Annotated in this window: 21 protein-coding genes; 7 read left to right on the forward strand and 14 right to left on the reverse strand. The window is 59.1% G+C overall.

Annotated features, from left to right (window positions below):
- Nucleotides 1–48 precede the first annotated feature (48 nt).
- The 4 genes from GAO09_RS28475 to GAO09_RS28490 form a co-directional block, all read right to left on the reverse strand.
- Nucleotides 49–504 carry a hypothetical protein gene (locus tag GAO09_RS28475; protein ID WP_153360180.1) on the reverse strand — a complete coding sequence of 152 codons (456 nt, stop codon included), beginning with the start codon at nucleotides 502–504 and terminating at the stop codon, nucleotides 49–51.
- A gap of 75 nt (nucleotides 505–579) precedes the next feature.
- Nucleotides 580–1068, reverse strand: a complete 489-nt coding sequence (locus GAO09_RS28480) for a bleomycin resistance protein (RefSeq protein ID WP_324185098.1) — start codon at nucleotides 1066–1068, stop codon at nucleotides 580–582.
- The gene (locus GAO09_RS28485) at nucleotides 1065–3494 is read right to left on the reverse strand and encodes a RodZ family helix-turn-helix domain-containing protein (protein ID WP_153360188.1); all 2430 of its coding nucleotides are present in this window, start codon (nucleotides 3492–3494) and stop codon (nucleotides 1065–1067) included. The genes GAO09_RS28480 and GAO09_RS28485 overlap by 4 nt, the downstream gene beginning before the upstream one ends.
- 65 nt (nucleotides 3495–3559) lie before the next feature.
- Nucleotides 3560–4858 (reverse strand): adenylosuccinate synthase, encoded by a 1299-nt coding sequence (locus GAO09_RS28490; RefSeq protein ID WP_153360190.1) that lies wholly within the window; start codon nucleotides 4856–4858, stop codon nucleotides 3560–3562.
- Nucleotides 4859–5057: 199 nt separating this feature from the next.
- Here GAO09_RS28490 and GAO09_RS28495 point away from each other — a divergent pair, with 199 nt between their 5' ends.
- Complete coding sequence (locus tag GAO09_RS28495) at nucleotides 5058–5954, forward strand: DMT family transporter (RefSeq protein WP_324185097.1); 897 nt, start codon at nucleotides 5058–5060, stop codon at nucleotides 5952–5954.
- A 3-nt stretch (nucleotides 5955–5957) separates the two neighbouring features.
- Here GAO09_RS28495 and GAO09_RS28500 read toward each other — a convergent pair whose 3' ends face one another.
- Entirely contained in the window at nucleotides 5958–6242 is a 285-nt protein-coding gene (locus GAO09_RS28500; protein WP_153360192.1) for a hypothetical protein, read from the reverse strand.
- Nucleotides 6243–6271: 29 nt separating this feature from the next.
- On the reverse strand, nucleotides 6272–7537 hold the full coding sequence (locus tag GAO09_RS28505; RefSeq protein WP_153360194.1) for a DUF3422 family protein: 1266 nt from the start codon (nucleotides 7535–7537) through the stop codon (nucleotides 6272–6274).
- A 219-nt stretch (nucleotides 7538–7756) separates the two neighbouring features.
- On the opposite strand from GAO09_RS28505, the gene GAO09_RS28510 reads away from it, so the two are divergent.
- Nucleotides 7757–8326 carry a transglycosylase SLT domain-containing protein gene (locus GAO09_RS28510; RefSeq protein WP_153360604.1) on the forward strand — a complete coding sequence of 190 codons (570 nt, stop codon included), beginning with the start codon at nucleotides 7757–7759 and terminating at the stop codon, nucleotides 8324–8326.
- 18 nt (nucleotides 8327–8344) lie between these two features.
- Here the strand turns inward: GAO09_RS28510 and GAO09_RS28515 are convergent, their stop codons facing one another.
- From GAO09_RS28515 to galE, 6 genes are all read right to left on the reverse strand, one after another.
- A complete protein-coding gene (locus GAO09_RS28515; protein WP_153360196.1) occupies nucleotides 8345–8764 on the reverse strand; it encodes a L,D-transpeptidase in 420 nt (139 codons plus the stop codon).
- 250 nt (nucleotides 8765–9014) lie between these two features.
- Complete coding sequence (locus tag GAO09_RS28520; protein WP_153360605.1) at nucleotides 9015–9629, reverse strand: alpha/beta hydrolase; 615 nt, start codon at nucleotides 9627–9629, stop codon at nucleotides 9015–9017.
- A 62-nt stretch (nucleotides 9630–9691) separates the two neighbouring features.
- Complete coding sequence (locus GAO09_RS28525; RefSeq protein ID WP_153360198.1) at nucleotides 9692–10624, reverse strand: VOC family protein; 933 nt, start codon at nucleotides 10622–10624, stop codon at nucleotides 9692–9694.
- Between the two features lie 147 nt (nucleotides 10625–10771).
- On the reverse strand, nucleotides 10772–11458 hold the full coding sequence (ung, locus tag GAO09_RS28530) for a uracil-DNA glycosylase (RefSeq protein ID WP_153360200.1): 687 nt from the start codon (nucleotides 11456–11458) through the stop codon (nucleotides 10772–10774).
- A gap of 14 nt (nucleotides 11459–11472) precedes the next feature.
- Entirely contained in the window at nucleotides 11473–11868 is a 396-nt protein-coding gene (locus GAO09_RS28535) for a VOC family protein (protein ID WP_153360202.1), read from the reverse strand.
- A gap of 13 nt (nucleotides 11869–11881) precedes the next feature.
- The gene (gene galE / locus GAO09_RS28540; protein WP_153360204.1) at nucleotides 11882–12871 is read right to left on the reverse strand and encodes a UDP-glucose 4-epimerase GalE; all 990 of its coding nucleotides are present in this window, start codon (nucleotides 12869–12871) and stop codon (nucleotides 11882–11884) included.
- A 174-nt stretch (nucleotides 12872–13045) separates the two neighbouring features.
- On the opposite strand from galE, the gene GAO09_RS28545 reads away from it, so the two are divergent.
- From GAO09_RS28545 to GAO09_RS28560, 4 genes are all read left to right on the forward strand, one after another.
- The gene (locus tag GAO09_RS28545; protein WP_153360206.1) at nucleotides 13046–13408 is read left to right on the forward strand and encodes a YbaN family protein; all 363 of its coding nucleotides are present in this window, start codon (nucleotides 13046–13048) and stop codon (nucleotides 13406–13408) included.
- Between the two features lie 24 nt (nucleotides 13409–13432).
- Nucleotides 13433–13777, forward strand: a complete 345-nt coding sequence (gene hmuQ / locus GAO09_RS28550) for a heme-degrading protein HmuQ (RefSeq protein ID WP_153360208.1) — start codon at nucleotides 13433–13435, stop codon at nucleotides 13775–13777.
- A gap of 11 nt (nucleotides 13778–13788) precedes the next feature.
- Entirely contained in the window at nucleotides 13789–14313 is a 525-nt protein-coding gene (gene hutX / locus GAO09_RS28555; protein WP_153360210.1) for a heme utilization cystosolic carrier protein HutX, read from the forward strand.
- Nucleotides 14314–14500: 187 nt separating this feature from the next.
- The gene (locus GAO09_RS28560) at nucleotides 14501–15214 is read left to right on the forward strand and encodes a hypothetical protein (RefSeq protein ID WP_153360212.1); all 714 of its coding nucleotides are present in this window, start codon (nucleotides 14501–14503) and stop codon (nucleotides 15212–15214) included.
- Between the two features lie 10 nt (nucleotides 15215–15224).
- Here GAO09_RS28560 and GAO09_RS28565 read toward each other — a convergent pair whose 3' ends face one another.
- Nucleotides 15225–15455, reverse strand: a complete 231-nt coding sequence (locus tag GAO09_RS28565) for a hypothetical protein (protein WP_153360607.1) — start codon at nucleotides 15453–15455, stop codon at nucleotides 15225–15227.
- Nucleotides 15456–15522: 67 nt separating this feature from the next.
- Nucleotides 15523–15708, reverse strand: coding sequence for a DUF3008 family protein (locus GAO09_RS28570; protein ID WP_153360214.1), 186 nt, complete (start codon nucleotides 15706–15708; stop codon nucleotides 15523–15525).
- A gap of 160 nt (nucleotides 15709–15868) precedes the next feature.
- Here GAO09_RS28570 and GAO09_RS28575 point away from each other — a divergent pair, with 160 nt between their 5' ends.
- Nucleotides 15869–16087 carry a hypothetical protein gene (locus GAO09_RS28575; RefSeq protein WP_153360216.1) on the forward strand — a complete coding sequence of 73 codons (219 nt, stop codon included), beginning with the start codon at nucleotides 15869–15871 and terminating at the stop codon, nucleotides 16085–16087.
- Nucleotides 16088–16249: the final 162 nt, after the last annotated feature.

The following is a 16249-nucleotide window of genomic DNA, read 5'->3' on the forward strand; positions in this document are numbered from 1 at the left end:
TTGATGCCTCCAGATGAACAGATGGAGCCGAAAGTTTGCTCGGCCGGATCAGACGTCGGGAGAAAAAGCAGGCGGCCCACGCGCCGCCATCCACCGCCCTTGCGGTCGAGTGACCACCACAGCGTAGTCGCGCGACAAAGGCACCGCACGCGATGGCACCGGCCATCGCGGTGCCAATACGACTGGCAGGTCTGTCGCCGCAACCTGAGCGGCAAACTGGCAGGCGGCCGAACAACATTCGGGATGCTCCGCCTTGCCGCCATGCTTGTGATGGACGGGCGCAGCGCTTGTGCTGTCATGATCACCATGGGCATCGCCATGTCCGTCATGAACGCTTGTATCGGTGGAACAGATGATCTGCGCTGCAGCCAGCCGTTCGGCCGCCGCCATGGCACCCAGCGCATGCGCACCGATCGCACCGTCGAGCATCATCATGAACGACAGCAGCAGGGCAAGAACCCCGCCGCTCATTCTGTCCGCGATGATTTGTCTGACGAAACGCATGATTGTGTCATTGCATTTCGCAAGCTGGATGTCACTGCGGCAAGTTTGCGCCCTGCAACTTATTTGGGCAGTTCATTAAGATACCTCGCGCGTTCCGATCGACTGGGAGAAACGGACAAGATAACCGTCGGGGTCCTGCACCAGAAATTCGCGCGCGCCGGACTCAGCCTCGCCGATCCGGTACCAGCTTTCTTTTACAGGCCGGAACAATGGCCATGCGGCGGCATTGAGCGCTTCGGTAATGACCGTCACGTCCGAACACTCGATCTGGAAATTGATGCCCCGCCCGTAAGGTCGCTCAAGCGGTCCTGTCACCCACTCGCCGTTGACCTGACACAACATGACCTGCGCGCCTTCGCGCTGAAGAAAGGCGAAGCCGGCGGCAGGACGGTCGTAGACGATATGAAAGCCAAGAAGATCGCACCAGAAACGCAGGCTGGCAGCAATGTCCGAAACATCCAGTTCCGGCACGAGCGCATTAAAACCGCCTTGAGGCGATGCGCCGTTTCCGGCCGCAGCGTTGCGGCCGGACTGGTTCAGTTGCGTGGGTTTGTCCCCGCTCACTGGCCCGTCGAAGGTGTGGCGGTCGACCATTCGCGGATGGCCGTATTGAAGGCGCGAATACCTTCCTGGCCCTTCTGCAGGGTCAGGAGCGCCCGGCGACCGTTACGATAGGCCAGCGGAATGTCCAGCCAGTTCTTCGAGCGCAGCAGTTCCAGGTTGGTCGCGCGTGCATCCGGAAAATCGTTGAGCGCGATCATGTGGAAATCGTCGGTGATCTTGGCCGGAACAGCCACCAGCGGCGTGCCGCGATCCTGCTCGGTATCCTTCATTGCGATGCGCTGGACGCTGTCGATCGCGCCGCCCTCGAAATCCGGCGGAACCGAGAAGACGAGTTCGATCAGGTGACTGGCCGGCAGCGACGGGTCGGTATTGCGCTTGAAGGTGACGAGCGCCGTCAGACCGCGACCGGGAATATTGATGCGCGCCTGAACGGTCGGTTCCTGGCGGCCGTTTTCACCCGGCTCGGTCTGCAAAGACCACGAGACATTGCCCTCGACAGCGGTCGGAGCCGGCTGGCCCAGACGCTCTTCGTAAAGGAACATTTTTTCGCCGCTGACAGCAGCCGTATCGGCCGGATTGACGGCCGGAGCATTGGCAGGTGGCGTCTGGCCGGCCGCTTCGTTAGGCGTTGCGGCCGGTGTGCCGGGCGGGCTGTTCAGCTGTGCGACGGACTGGCCGCCACCGCCTGCAGGCGGCCCACCGGCACCTTCATCCACTTCCGTGCCATTCGCCAGCAGACGCTGCGTAAATTTCTGGCCGGATGTCGTGCCATCGGCTGCCGGAGGTGTCGCACCGTTGGATGCCTGCCCATTGGCCGGCGTCTGTGCCGGTGTATCGTTGGCCGGCGGGGTCTGCTGGTTCGCGGGCGGTGTCTGCTGAGTCGTTTCGGTTCCGGACGTAGCGGAACCGCCGACAGTACCGACCATTTCGCCGACCTTGTCCCAGTTCGACCAGGCTACGTAACCGCCGCCACCGATGATGACGATGCCGAGAACGGCAAGGATGATCGGGCCGAAGCTGCGCTTCGGCTTAGGCTTGGCACGGTATGGGCGCACCGGCGGCGGCATCATGTCGTCATGAAGCTCGTCGTCCTGTGCGGCAGGTGCCTGCTCGGCCGCAGCCGCAGCCGCCTTGTTGTAGCCGATCAGTTCTTCCAGATCATTCCAGGGATCGGGATCGGCAGGTTTCGGCTGCGCAGCGGCAGCGCTCGCAGCAACACCGGCGGCGCTAACGGCAACACCAGCTGCGCCAGCGGTCGCAACTTCGGCAGCCGTGGTAGTAGAAGCATCAGGCTGACCGCGCAGATATTCCTCGAACGGGTCGTTGCCCGCTTGAAAGCCCTGCGACGGAATGGTGCCGAGCTCCGGCAGATCGCCGACGGACGGCATCTTGGCTGTGGCCGAAGCGCTGACCGGCGTTTCGAAATGGGCATCGAAATTTTCGGTTGCAGCCTGATCGCCGGACTTGTGTTCGCCAAATGCAAACGGAACCGCATCGTCCGAATGACGCGGCAGTTCAACAGGGTCCGCCCAGGACAGTTTGGGGGACAGGTCCGGCTCGGACTGTGTCTCGCTGGCGGACAACCAGGCCGGCTCTTCGTTTTTCGCAGGTACGTCGCCGAAATCGGCCATCGGCTCGACAAGGCGCGAACTTGCATGATGCGTATCGCGCTCACCGCCGAAATCGGGCTCGCGCGCCTCATCGTCGGCATGATGCGGAGACGCAGGATCTTCCGGCCAGATTGGCGCCTGCGTCGGAAAGGTAGGCTCATGCGACGGGATCAGATGATCGGCATCGTCCTGATATGCCGTCGTCTCGGGCAGTTCCGCCTGACGGCCGAAAGGCGGTTCATCCGGATAGGGGGCGGTGACGGGCGCAGCAGGTTCATCCCAGCGCGGCGTCTCGGCGGCTTCGACAGAAGAATGGTCCGCGTGACGATGATAATCTTCGACACGCTCTTCCTGCACGGGCTCTTCGTACTGCTCGGCAGGCGGCACAGGCGCGGGCTCAGGCTGCCAGAGCGGTTCATAAGCCTCCCCCTTGCGCTCCTCGTGCTCATAAGCGCTGTCGGAATAGGAGGATGCAGCATCATCCTCAACCGGCGCGGCAACGGGTTCAGGTTCCGGTTCCGGTTCCCGCGTCGGCTCGAGGGCTTCAGGCGCAAGTGCGGCTGCGGCAACAGCGGGCGCGAGATCCGGTTCCGTCGCCGGCAATGCTTCCGCATGTTCGGCCTCGACAGACGTAATCGCCGCCTCCAGCTTATCCATCTGGCGGCGGAGCATGTCGTCCGACGGGCGCGGCTTCATGTTTTCGAGCTGTCTTTGAACAGCTCCACGCGCCTTGTCATACACCCGAAGCCGCATCTCGGGAGTATTGTTCGCCAGACCGTCTACCGCCCGGCGAATAACCGCTACAAAATCAGCCATCGATACTTTCTCTTGATCACTGACCTGAAAATGGGGTCGCGTGAAAGATGTGTCAAACTAGGATATTAGTCCTCAAACGGGTCCGTCACAAGTATGGTGTCGTCCCGCTCAGGACTCGTGGAAAGTAGGGCGACGGGCGCGCCGATCAACTCCTCGACCTGACGGACGTATTTGATCGCCTGCGCCGGCAGGTCAGCCCAGGAACGGGCACCCACAGTCGACTCTTTCCAGCCTTCCAGCGTGATGTAGATCGGCTCGACGCGAGCCTGTGCGGCCTGCGCCGCCGGCAGGTGGTCGATCCGCTTGCCGTCGAGCATGTAACCGACGCAAATCTTCAGTTCTTCAAGACCGTCGAGAACGTCGAGCTTGGTGAGCGCAATGCCGGTAATGCCGTTGGTGGCGACCGACTGGCGAACCAGCGCGGCATCGAACCAGCCGCAACGACGCTTGCGGCCCGTGACAGTGCCGAATTCGTGGCCCTTCTCACCGAGGAACTGGCCGATCTCGTCGTTCAGTTCGGTCGGGAACGGACCTTCGCCGACGCGGGTCGTGTAAGCCTTTGTGATGCCGAGGATGTAACCGAGCGAACCCGGCCCCATGCCCGAACCGGCAGAGGCCTGACCGGCAACGGTGTTGGACGAGGTCACGAACGGATAGGTGCCGTGGTCGATATCGAGCAGCGAGCCCTGAGCACCTTCGAACAGGATGCGCGAACCCTGGCGGCGCTCCTTGTCGAGCAGTTCCCATACGCTTTCCATGAAAGGCAGGATACGGTCGGCAACGGAGGTCAGTTCCTCCATGATGTCCTTGTGCTCGACTTCAGCCACGCCAAAACCGCGACGAAGGGCATTGTGATGGGTGAGGATACGCTCGACCTTGGCTTCCAGCGCATCGAGATCGGCAAGATCCATGACGCGGATGGCGCGACGGCCGACCTTGTCTTCATAGGCCGGGCCGATACCGCGGCGGGTGGTGCCGATCTTGGTGCCGCTGTTGGAAGCCGCATCTTCGCGCATGCCGTCGAGTTCGCGGTGCAGCGACAGAATCAGCGTGGCGTTTTCGGCGATACGCAGGTTGTCGGTGGTGACCTTGACGCCCTGCGCTTCCAGACGGCCGATTTCGGCGATCAGCGCATGCGGGTCGACAACGACGCCGTTGCCGATGACGCCCTTCTTGCCCGGACGCACGACGCCCGACGGCAGCAACGACAGCTTGTAGCTGACGCCATCGATGACGAGCGTATGGCCGGCATTGTGGCCTCCCTGGAAACGGACAACAATATCCGCGCGTTCGGAAAGCCAATCGACAATCTTGCCCTTGCCCTCGTCACCCCACTGGGAACCCACTACCACGACATTCGTCATTTCACGATATCCTGCCTTGCGGCGCAAGACGTTGCGCCTACTCAAACCGGCGCATCTATACTGCGCCGATCCGCGGAAAGCGACCGCTTTATCAACTTGTCTGTGGTTTTTACGTGACAAATCGCCAGCCGGACCGGTAACTGCACGACCGAAAAGGCGTGAGAACAGCGCTGTGACGGGGTATTTCAGGAGAACACACGTGCACGGCAGAGCTTATCTTTTTCTGATCATTGCTACGCTTTGCTGGGGCGGAAACGCGGTCATGGCCAAGTTTGCGGTCGGCCATATCAGCCCGATGACCTTCACTTTCCTGCGCTGGGTAGTGGCCGTCATGTTGATTCTGTCGATCTCGCTGCCGCAGATCAAAAAGGACTGGCCGGTCGCGAAAAAGCATCTTCCGGTGCTGATATTCCTTGGTGCGATCGGTTATACCAGCTTCAACGCCCTGCTTTATTCGGCCGTCCACTATACGACGGCGATCAATGTCACGATCGAACAGGCGGCCATCCCGTTCCTGATTTTCTTCGCCAATTTTGCACTGTTTCGTATTCGCGTTTCGGCCGCCCAGATTTTCGGCTTCTCGCTTACGCTTGTCGGCGTCGCGCTGACCGCCGCTCATGGCGATCTGGCCTCACTGGTGACGCTGAGCGTCAATTACGGTGACGGCCTTATGATCTTTGCCATCCTCGCTTATGCCGCCTACACGATCGCGCTGCGCTGGCGCCCGCCAGTGGACTGGCGCACGCTGATGGCGATCCCGGCCATCGCCGCCCTCGTCTTCTCCATCCCTCTGATGGCATGGGAATATGCGGCAGGCGACCTGATGATGCCGGACCTCACTGGCTGGGGCGCCACGCTCTATACCGGCATTTTTGCCTCGCTGGTGGCGCAGATCCTCTACATCCGGGGCGTCATCGAACTGGGTGCAAACCGCGCCGGGCTTTTCATCAATCTCGTGCCGGTATTCGGCACGCTTTTGTCGGTCGCCATTCTTGGCGAACAACTCTTTCTCTTCCACATCATCGCACTGATGCTGGCACTCGGCGGCATTGCCATTGCCGAACGCTGGAAACCGAAAGAACCGGTCGCCGCCTGATCACTATTCGATGGGATATTCAAAACCGTTCAGCACCTCGCGAATAGCGGCAGGTGCGTTGCGATATTTTTTCTTCAGACCGTTGAGCCGTGCATCCGTGCCACGGCAATAACGATCGAGTGCCGCTGAAATTTCCTTGGCGCGCTCGGCGTCATAGGGCTCTTCGCCACGAAAATGGTCGCAAGCCTCCCGCTCGGTGACATAGGTCTGGACATCGGCCGGCAATGAAGCAGCCGATGCAGGAAGGCCCACGACCAGAAAAATGCAGGCGAAAGTCAGACGAAGCATTCCCCCTCCTCCCCAGCGCCTGAAAAATCTCAGTCGCTGTGCTTGTTGCGAATATGCCGAACCGTCAGCCAGATGCCGAGCACGACAAACGGCACCGCAGCACCTGTCAAGGTTTCCGGCGCAATGTGCACGCCGAGATTATGCGCGAACTTGGCGAGATAGCCCACAAGACCGATAACGTAATAGGAGATCGCCGCAACCGAAAGTCCTTCGACCGTCTGCTGCAGGCGCAATTGCAGATGCGCGCGCTTGTCCATCGAGGCGAGAATTTCCGTATTGAATTTCTGCAGATCCACATCGATCCAGCTGCGCAGCAAAGCGGTGGCACGCGTCAGCTTGCGCGACATGTTGGCCTGCCGCTCCTCCACCGACTGGCAGGTGCGCATGGCCGGCGCCAGACGACGCTGCAGAAAACCGCCCAGCGTTTCCGAGCCGGGCACGGCCTTTTCGCCCAGCATCGACACCCGGTCGAGCACGATGTTGTTGTAGGCGCGGCTGGCGCCGAAACGATAAAGGCTGAGCGCCGCATTGGCTTCCAGTTCGGCGGCAAGGGCTGTGATCTCGGCCAGCATCGTATCCGCCTCACCGCGTGCGTGCTGCTTCATGCGCTGGGTGATGGCGGTGAACCGCGCTTCGATGGCGCGGATTTCCGGCGATAGTTCCTGCGCCAGCGGCAGACCCATCATGGCAAGCGTACGGTATGTCTCGATGTCGAGAATACGCTGGGCAAGCATGCCGCGTGCCGCTTCCGTCATGCCGTGGTCGAGCACGAGAAATTTCGTCAACCCGTCACCATCCTGACGAAAATCGGTGACGATGGTCGCCTGCCCGTCGGCCACCATGCTCTGACAGAGGCTGGTCAGGTCGAAAGCGGCAATGACATCCGACACATCCTCGCTGGCAGGACGGATTTCGATCCGCACACCGGAGATGAACGGTCCCGGTGCTGCAAACCGTGCGCCAAAAGGATTGACCGGGATTTCGGCACCGAATGTGGCCGGTGCCGGCGTGTCCCAGAAATAAGTCGAGAATTCCGTATGGCGTTCCCATCGCAGCGTGCCGCTGCCCCATGTCATCGTGTGATGGCTGGTGTCGGCAGCCGGTGCTGGCACGCCCTGCCCCAAAGACAATTCGGCGAGGATGGCCTGATCTCCCGCAAAATTCGCCTCGGTCAGGAAGGCCACCTGAAAGATGACACGCGGTAGCGGCAACAGCGTATAGGGCCGCGAATGGATTTCTCCGAGCGCACGCGCCCGAACGTCTGCGACCGGAAACGAAAAACTGCGCTTCGACAAATACCTGGCTCCCCGACTGCGCCCCACCGGCCAGCTCTGGTCTTGGCTATTATCAAATAGCTGGCCCGGCGCGAGGTGACGCTTTGCCGCAGAAAAATAACATTGTCCTGCTCTTCACAGAACCGCGATCTCAACAGGCAAATCGCACCCAGCCCGGATACGTAAACTTTTCATTAAATTTTAAGGAGCATCACTTTTCGTATGACCCGAGTTTCTGCGATGCGTATTGCGTTTTTCATCGCGCTTTTTGCTCTGACCGGCTGCGCCAGTGCGCCGAGCCGGATCAACAATGCCTGCGCCATTTTCGAACAAAGAGACGGCCTGTTCAACAACTGGGCCCGCGACGCCAAGCGTGTCCAACAGGAATTCGGCGTGCCGGTGCCGGTGCTGATGGCGACGATCTACGTCGAATCCAGTTTCCAGCCCTATGCGAAACCACGCCGCAAATATGTGCTCGGCTTCATTCCGTGGGGCCGCATCTCGTCTGCTTATGGTTATGCGCAGGCGCTGGACGGCACCTGGGAAACCTACAAGAAGGATACCGGCCGCTGGAACGCGCGACGCAGCAATTTTGGCGACGCCATCCATTTCGTCGGCTGGTATCATAACCGCAGTGTCAAAACGAACGGCATCTCGCCGACCGACAGCCGCAACCTCTACCTCGCCTATTATGCCGGGCACCGCGGCTATGAACGCGGCAAGTTCACCACAGCCATCCGCGGCGCGGCCCAAAAATCCGCCAGCATGGCGCAGCGTTACGAAGCACAGCTGCGCCAGTGCGGTTATTGATCAGGCTATCGGCTGCGCTCAGTGGCTGATGTTGATCCGCGTGTTGGCGAGCCCGTAGCGGTGCGTCAGTGCGTAAAAGGCCGCTGCGTTTTCCGGATGCAGGCGGATGCAGCCATGCGAGGCGGGACGACCGAGACGCTTGGTCTCATAGGTCGCATGCACCGCATAACCGCCATTGTAAAACACAGCAAAAGGCATCGGCGCGTTGTTGTATTTGCGCGAGCGATGGTTTTTCGACAGCCATTTCGCCGTCCACTTGCCCTTCGGCGTGACAAAACCCTTGCGGCCGGTCGACACCTTCCACTGATAAAGAACGGTTCCGTTTTCCGTCACCGTCATGGTCTGGCTGGACAGGCTGACATTGGCAACAACGGTTGCTTCAGCCGGCTGAAACGATATCAACAGGGCGGCAATTGCCCCCAAAGCGAACATACGCATAAACTTCCCTCTCACTAGAAAAACGGAGTCCGCCACACCGTCCGTGAGAGCAATAAGCTGAAAATTTCTCAGCCAATCAAATGAAAACATGAAGAAATCGCGCGAAGAACAAAAACTGTTCTTAACAAAAGAGAACAGTATTGCATTTATGCAGCACAGAATGCGGAGAACCCAGTAAAAATACGGGAATATCTACCCCGCAGCGCCCCAGAAGAATGGCGTGCCGCCTGAACGGCACCCCATTCCGGCATCATGCGCCATACGGCTGCAGAAACAGCTTCACTGCCTCGATTTCGTTCGGGCGGATTTCATGACTGCCGGGATGCCATTCCAGCGTCACATCATCGCCCTGGCCGCGAAAATATTCGGCCAGCCCGTTGGTCAGCGGCACCGGGCAGATCGGGTCGCGCTCGCCGGCCGTGATCAGCACACGCGCGTTTGCATCCTCCATCCTTGCCTTCGGTTGAAACGGGATCAGCGGATGCATCAGCACGCCGGCATCAAACAGGCCCGGCTGCTCAATCATGACATTGGCGAGAATGTTGGCGCCATTGGAAAAACCAAGGCCGATCACATCGGACGCGCCATATTTTTCCCTGTTGGCAGTTACGAAAGCCACCATCTGTGCGGTCGCCCGCGCCAGATCGGCAAGATCATAGACACCCTCGCCCGTGCGGCGGAAAAAGCGCGGAGCCCCATGTTCGGAGACGTCGCCAAGCGGTGAGATCACCGTCGCCTCGGGCAGCAGACGACTACCGAAATCGAAGAACTGGTTTTCATCGCCGCCTGTGCCGTGGAAAACGAACAGGATCGGTGCACCCGGCGCTCCGGCGCGGGCACGGTGCAGATAGTTTTCGGCACTCATCGTAAAATCCTTGTCAAAGAAAAAACCGGCCACCGGCTTGAACCGGTGGCCCACAGAAGGCATCAGCCCTCCAGCGGCTCCAGATGCTTTTCCAGCTCGGTGCGCAGGTGAGCGTGCTGGCTCGGCAGCTTCAGTGCCTCGCCGAGATGGGCGGTATCTTCGTCACGGTCGAAACCCGGTTCGTTGGTGGCGATTTCAAACAGGACGCCACCCGGCGTGCGGAAATAGATCGCCCAGAAGTAATCACGGTCGATGACGGGCGTCACCTGATAACCGGTATCCATCAGCGCCTTGCGCACTTCGAGCTGCTTTTCGCGGTTCTCGACGGCAAAGGCGATGTGATGCACTGATCCGGCGCCAAGCCTTGCATTGGAAATGTTCGGCATGGTTTCGATGTCGATGAAATCGGCGCCATTGCCGCCGGGCATGCCCAGACGCAGCACGCCGTCCTTGTTGTCCACCTGCTCATAACCCATGAACTTAAGAAGCTCGGCAGTGCCACCATCGTCACGCAGACGCAGCGAGGCGGAGTGGAAACCGCGGATCGCCTCGTCAGCGCCGACACCATTGCCGGTCCACTGGGCGCGGGCATCATCCTTCACTTCCACCAGTGCAAAACCATCGCCATCGGGACCTGCGAAATGCAGGCGCTTTTCGCCAAAAGCCTCGTCAGCCTTCAGGCCCTCTGCACCAGCCTTGGTCAGGCGATCCGTCCAGTAACCCAGCGAGCCCTGTGGTACGGAGAAAACGGTGGAACCGACTTCGCCGGTGCCGGGACGGCCCTTGGCGATATGCGGAAACGGAAAATAGGTCATCACCGAACCGGGCGTGCCGACCTCGTCACCGTAATAGAGGTGATAGACATCCGGCGCGTCGAAATTGACGGTCTTCTTGACGCGGCGCAGGCCGAGCGTATCGGTGAAGAACTGGTTGTTGGTGCGGGCGCTGCCAGCCATCGAGGTGACGTGGTGAAGCCCTTTGATCTGGTCGAGCATGGAAATATCCCTTCTCTGCGGGTTCATCTGAACCGCGTTTGATGAAGGGAAGATGGTGGATCGATCGCAATTTGGATAGACGATCAGACCCGAACGCATTGTTCGATAAATGAAGACGGAAAAGATCCGTCGTTCACTGATGCAGCGTCAAACGCTGTCCGGCAACTGCCAGTCCACCGGGTCCTTGCCGATCGATTGCAGATATTCGTTCGTCTTGGAAAACGGCCGCGAGCCAAGAAAACCGTTATGCGCCGAGAGCGGCGACGGATGCGCCGATTTCAGCACCAAATGGCGTTCCTGATCGACGAAGGCCGCCTTCTTCTGTGCATAGGAGCCCCAGAGGATGAAGACCACGCCATCACATTCGTCATTGACGGTGCGGATGACGGCATCGGTAAATTTTTCCCAGCCCTTGCCCTGATGGGCGGCGGCTTGGCCTTCCTCGACGGTCAGCACACTGTTGAGCAGAAGCACGCCCTGCTCCGCCCAGTGCTCAAGGAAACCGTGTTTTGCAGGCGGGATATCAAGATCGGCCTGCATCTCCTTGTAAATGTTGACCAGCGACGGCGGCATGCGCACGCCCGGCTGCACGGAAAAACACAGGCCATGCGCCTGCCCCGCACCATGATATGGATCCTGCCCGAGGATGACGACCTTCACCTCATCGAGCGGCGTCAGGTCAAGCGCGCGAAAATATTCCGAGCCCTTTGGAAAGATCTGCTTTCCCGCCTGCTTTTCGGCAACGAGAAACTTTTTGAGGTCGGCCATGTAGGCGCTGTCGAATTCCTCTTCGAGCGCAAACTTCCATGTCTCTTCAAGCTTGATATCCGCCATGACCGATCCTCCCTTTACTGAAACCGTCCGCCACGCTGGATGACTTCGGTTTTGTAGCCATCCGGATCGGTCACGAAGAAAAATTTCGCGAACGGTTTTCCTTCGTGCGGCATCTCGACCAGTTTGCCGACCGTGAGACCCAGATCGGTGAAACGTCTGTGCTCCGCCTCGATATCCTCCACCGTCACGGCCAGATGGCCATAACCATTGCCGAGGTCATAGGCTTCGGCCTTGCCGTCATTGACGGTCAGTTCCAGTTCGAAGCCGGTTTCCGGGTTGGAAAGATAGATCAGCGTAAAACCATCAAAGGGCACGCGTTCGGCGACTTTCAGTCCAAACGCCTTGTCGTAGAAATCGACCGACCGCGCCTCTTCGAGTACGCGGATCATCGAATGCACCAGTTTTGCCATCGGCAAATGCCCCTCAGGTCAGTATGTGGTTGCTGCGCGAATGCCAGTCCCAGGCGGACCGGATGATATCGTCCAGCGTATATTGCGGCTGCCAACCGAGCACGGCCTTGGCCTTGTCGTTGTTGGCAACCAGCGTGGTGGAATCACCATCGCGACGGCCGACATATTCCACCGGAAACGGTTTGCCGGAAACAGCTGAAATGGCGCCGAGCAGTTCTTTCACCGTCGTACCGGTGCCTGTCCCCAGATTAAGCTCAACGGTTTCGCCGCCGGCCAGCAGATAATCCACCGCCCGCACATGCGCATCGGCCAGATCCAGCACATGGATATAATCGCGCACACAGGTGCCGTCGCGCGTGTCGTAGTCATCGCCAAACACTTTAAAGCCCTGGCGACGGCCGAGTGCTGCCTCGATGGCAAGCGGAATGGCATGGGTTTCCGGCGTATGCCACTCACCGATCCGGCCCTCGAAATCGGCACCGGCGGCGTTGAAATAGCGCAGCATCACCGACTTCAGCCCCTTGTATGTGCCGTAATCCTTCAGCGCCTGCTCGACGATAAATTTCGTGCGGCCATAAGGGTTTATCGGCGCCTGCTTGTGCGTTTCATCCATCGGCACGCTATCCGGCAGGCCGTAGGTGGCGCAGGTCGAGGAGAATACAAAAGCCTTCACCCCGGCATCCATGGCCGCCGACAGTAGGGTCAGCGCACCGATGACATTGTTGTCGTAGAAGGCGACCGGGTTTTTCACCGATTCCCCGACTTCGATCAGCGCCGCAAAATGCAGCACGGCGTCGGGCTTATGCTTGGCAAACACCTCGTCGAGGCGCGCGCGGTCACGGATATCACCCTGTTCGAGCGGTCCCCATTTGACGAATTCGGCATGACCATTGGAGAGGTTGTCGAAAACGATCGGCTCGTAACCCCTTTCCGCCAGAAGCAGGCAGTTGTGCGAACCGATATAGCCGGCACCGCCGACCACGAGCACTTTCTTCTTCGACATCGACACCTCGAGGTTTTCCGTTGAGTGTTGCGGCGCAATATAATGAGCAAGGCTCAAATATCCAGTACGGTAATCCCATCACAAAAGTGGAGCATCACGGAAAAGAATTGCGACCTGCGGCCCAACCGAATATCGTCGCGCCGACTGTTTCAGTATCATGCCCATGGAAATAAAATGCGCGTCGTTTTTCTCTGTCTCGGATGGTTTTTCGTCGCGCTCGGCGTGATCGGAGCATTCCTGCCGGTCATGCCGACGACGCCGTTCCTGTTGCTGGCAGTTGCCTGCTTCACCCGTTCGTCGCCGCGCATGAAAGCATGGCTGCTGAACCACAAGAATTTTGGTCCGCCATTGAGGAATTGGCAGGAACATGGCGGCATTTCTCGCCGCGCAAAAATCATGGCCATCTGTCTGATGGCGGCCAGCTATGCGGGCTTCTGGTTCGGCAGCCATCCGGCGCCGTGGCTGGCCGTGCTGGTCGCCGCCATCATGCTCGGCTCGTCCGCCTTCATCATCACCCGGCCGGATGGCCGCACCTGAACACAACATTTGAGGAGATCACCAATGTATATCGCTATGAACCGTTTTCGTGTCGTCCCGGGCTTCGAAGAAACCTTCGAGGAGATCTGGAGAAACCGCGAGCGCCACCTCTCCACCCTGCCCGGTTATCTCGAATTCCACATGCTGAAAGGCCCAAAGGCGGAAGACCATACGCTGTATGCCTCGCATACCGTCTGGGAAAGCCAGGAGCATTTTGTCGCCTGGACGAAGTCGGAACAGTTCCGCGCCGCCCATGCCAATGCCGGAGCCAATCGCGGCAAGGTCGAATATCTGTCCGGCCCGCATTTCGAGGGTTTTGAAGTCATCATCCACGAAGACAAGACCGGCGCCCGCGCCGAAGTCGCCTGAGGTTTGTGTTGATGGACGCTGAAGTTGAAAACAGCACCGAACGACGCGCCCGCTCTACTGCGGCTCTGGCCGAAAAGCCGGACGGCGTGGTTGAGGCAATCGCCGGCATTGCACAGGTGACACCGGCGGAAATCCTTGAAATCCTGCCGGAAGGCGCTGCCGTCATCGCGGCAAAGGAAGAGTTCGCAGCAATCTGGACCGACCTCACTGCGTGGGGAAAAGTCCTGTTCATCGTTCACACCGAGGATATCGTGCTGGAAGCCGAAGGTTCGTTGCCGGAAGGCTCGGAAGGCCATGGCTGGTTCAACATCCATGGCGACAGCCCGATCGGCGGCCACATCAAAAAGGACAACTGCGCCTCGGTGACCTTTGTCGACCGCGCCTTCCACGGGCGTCGTTCGTGTTCCGTCTGGTTCATGAACGCCAAGGGATCGGCCATGTTCAAGGTGTTCGTCCGTCGCGATGAAAACCGCGAACTGATCGGTGAGCAGCTGAAAAAATTCGAGGCACTGCGCGACAGCTATAAAACGCAGTGACAAAACCCCACCCGGTCCGGCCGGACCTCCAGGACCGGGTGGGCGCCACAGCCAAATTGTACAAAAACAAGAAATACAAATACAGGTTGAGACAAGGATTGCGTGAAAGGGTTTGAGGACAACCTCAGGGAGACCCGTGATGACGTCTGTTGGATCCGCTTATGATTTTTATGTCGCAACCCGGCATTTGCGGGCAGGCGATCCGACGCCCCCCGGCGCCGGCAATACATTCTCTGACGTCATGCAGGAAAACGATCCGGCCATCGACGCCGAGAATAGCGAGGGCACACCGTTCATCGTGAGTTTTCAGGACAAGCTTTATAATCTCGGCAAAATCACCTTGCACAAGATGCCGGATTCAGCACGGATCAACGTGGCGGAACTGCCTGAAGATAAATACCAAAGCTTCATGGAGAACGACAAGCAGCATCTCGATGTGCGTGAAAAAGGACTTGAGCGCAGGTACTCATCCAGACCTGAGCTCCCGGAAAATGACCCGCGAACGAAGACATATGCAACAATCGTCGTTGGTGGCAGGGTCATTGCAACGATAGACAATCAAGGCTGCATCGGCGGTCATGATGCCGCAATCGCTCGACTTAACGGGCGTTTACCGGACGAGGTGAATGGCACCAATGGCCCCGCGTTGGCAAAAGCACGTGCAGAGGCTGCTGTCGCCATTCTGGGCGGTCGCATTGTCATATCATCGACCGCGATCAGCCAACCGCAATTCAATGCACTACCGTCGCTGGATGCGCTTGAAACGCTGATCGATTACGACGCCATGAAAAACGATCCTGATTTCCAGCAACTCGAAAAGATGCGTGAAAACTACCGACAGATCGAACTGGACCGCGCGACCTATCTGGCAAAACAGCAGGCGGAACAGCCTGTAGCCTGAGGCCGGCGACCTACATCGCCGGCACCCATTTCCACAACACTGCCTCGCGCCGTTCGGGGTAATATTTGAACTCGCATTCGAAGCGGCGTCCAAAGGCTTCCGCTGCTTTCAATGCTGCCTCGCTCGGCGGGTTCATGCCCGTGCCCGGTGCAAACCAGTCCTCCAGCAGATCATCGGGAATATAGATCCCCACCCTCAGCGGCAGTATTTCCAGCGTTCGGGCAAGCTCGTCCGGCGGCATCGCGTTCTCCTTCGAAAATCTCAAGGTCACGGGGTCTGCTGCGGCAGAGTAACGGATCATGGGCCGATCAGGAAGGCCGATGCTCCGGCTTGCCCTTGTGCTTGGTGGAGGCGAAATCCACCAATTCCTTTTCCGTCATGGATTTCTCCATGCTTTTCGAAGCGCCTTTCAGGTCCTTCTTCTTGGTTTCGCCGCGCTTGGCGGACAAGGCCGCACCGGCGGCCTTCTGCTGTGCTTTCGAGACTGCGGGCATTTTTTAAACTCCCTGCTGGTGACGGCACCATTTGCGCCTGCATGTCCAACAGGCAAAGAGCGATGGAAGTTCCGAAAATCGATGCCTGATGTGAGCGGTTTGGAACCGCAGCCAGTCGCCGCGGGTTGTCTGTCGAACACAAACCCGAAAGGCCATCGCCATGGACAAGCTCGACCAGAACCAGAAACTCGACCAGTCGATCGAAAAGGAACAGCTGGACACCACCAATCCGGAAGCACTGCGCGAAGCCGCCCGGCTCGGCACGATCGACACGTTCCTCGTCAAATCCGACCTTGAAGATGTCGATCAGCGTGAAAGTGAAGACGGCGATGACGGCCGTCCCAGCCCGTTGGCCAATGCCGACAATCCTGAGAAGTGACCGATCGCCAAACGCCGCTTTCGGGGAACCTGAGAGCGGCGAAACTGTTGTCCCGCGCAACATTCTGGAGGAAACGCATGAACGCCCAAAAGAAGGCAGTGCAGGATCAGGCGCTGGCAGACATTCGCAATACGGCGGAGGCTCCGGAGCAGAAAGCCGGTT

Origin of the sequence: Endobacterium cereale, from assembly GCF_009617585.1 — a bacterium.
In the GTDB taxonomy this organism is placed as follows: domain Bacteria; phylum Pseudomonadota; class Alphaproteobacteria; order Rhizobiales; family Rhizobiaceae; genus Neorhizobium; species Neorhizobium cereale.

Excerpts from the sequence above, each read along its gene's own strand:
- GAO09_RS28475 (WP_153360180.1), bottom strand. The coding sequence starts at position 504 with ATGCGTTTCGTCAGACAAATCATCGCGGACAGAATGAGCGGCGGGGTT.
- GAO09_RS28485 (WP_153360188.1), bottom strand. The coding sequence starts at position 3,494 with ATGGCTGATTTTGTAGCGGTTATTCGCCGGGCGGTAGACGGTCTGGCG.
- GAO09_RS28490 (WP_153360190.1), bottom strand. The coding sequence starts at position 4,858 with ATGACGAATGTCGTGGTAGTGGGTTCCCAGTGGGGTGACGAGGGCAAG.
- GAO09_RS28500 (WP_153360192.1), bottom strand. The coding sequence starts at position 6,242 with ATGCTTCGTCTGACTTTCGCCTGCATTTTTCTGGTCGTGGGCCTTCCT.
- GAO09_RS28510 (WP_153360604.1), top strand. The coding sequence starts at position 7,757 with ATGCGTATTGCGTTTTTCATCGCGCTTTTTGCTCTGACCGGCTGCGCC.
- GAO09_RS28515 (WP_153360196.1), bottom strand. The coding sequence starts at position 8,764 with ATGCGTATGTTCGCTTTGGGGGCAATTGCCGCCCTGTTGATATCGTTT.
- GAO09_RS28520 (WP_153360605.1), bottom strand. The coding sequence starts at position 9,629 with ATGAGTGCCGAAAACTATCTGCACCGTGCCCGCGCCGGAGCGCCGGGT.
- GAO09_RS28525 (WP_153360198.1), bottom strand. The coding sequence starts at position 10,624 with ATGCTCGACCAGATCAAAGGGCTTCACCACGTCACCTCGATGGCTGGC.
- ung (WP_153360200.1), bottom strand. The coding sequence starts at position 11,458 with ATGGCGGATATCAAGCTTGAAGAGACATGGAAGTTTGCGCTCGAAGAG.
- GAO09_RS28535 (WP_153360202.1), bottom strand. The coding sequence starts at position 11,868 with ATGGCAAAACTGGTGCATTCGATGATCCGCGTACTCGAAGAGGCGCGG.
- galE (WP_153360204.1), bottom strand. The coding sequence starts at position 12,871 with ATGTCGAAGAAGAAAGTGCTCGTGGTCGGCGGTGCCGGCTATATCGGT.
- GAO09_RS28545 (WP_153360206.1), top strand. The coding sequence starts at position 13,046 with ATGCGCGTCGTTTTTCTCTGTCTCGGATGGTTTTTCGTCGCGCTCGGC.
- hmuQ (WP_153360208.1), top strand. The coding sequence starts at position 13,433 with ATGTATATCGCTATGAACCGTTTTCGTGTCGTCCCGGGCTTCGAAGAA.
- hutX (WP_153360210.1), top strand. The coding sequence starts at position 13,789 with ATGGACGCTGAAGTTGAAAACAGCACCGAACGACGCGCCCGCTCTACT.
- GAO09_RS28565 (WP_153360607.1), bottom strand. The coding sequence starts at position 15,455 with ATGCCGCCGGACGAGCTTGCCCGAACGCTGGAAATACTGCCGCTGAGG.
- GAO09_RS28570 (WP_153360214.1), bottom strand. The coding sequence starts at position 15,708 with ATGCCCGCAGTCTCGAAAGCACAGCAGAAGGCCGCCGGTGCGGCCTTG.
- GAO09_RS28575 (WP_153360216.1), top strand. The coding sequence starts at position 15,869 with ATGGACAAGCTCGACCAGAACCAGAAACTCGACCAGTCGATCGAAAAG.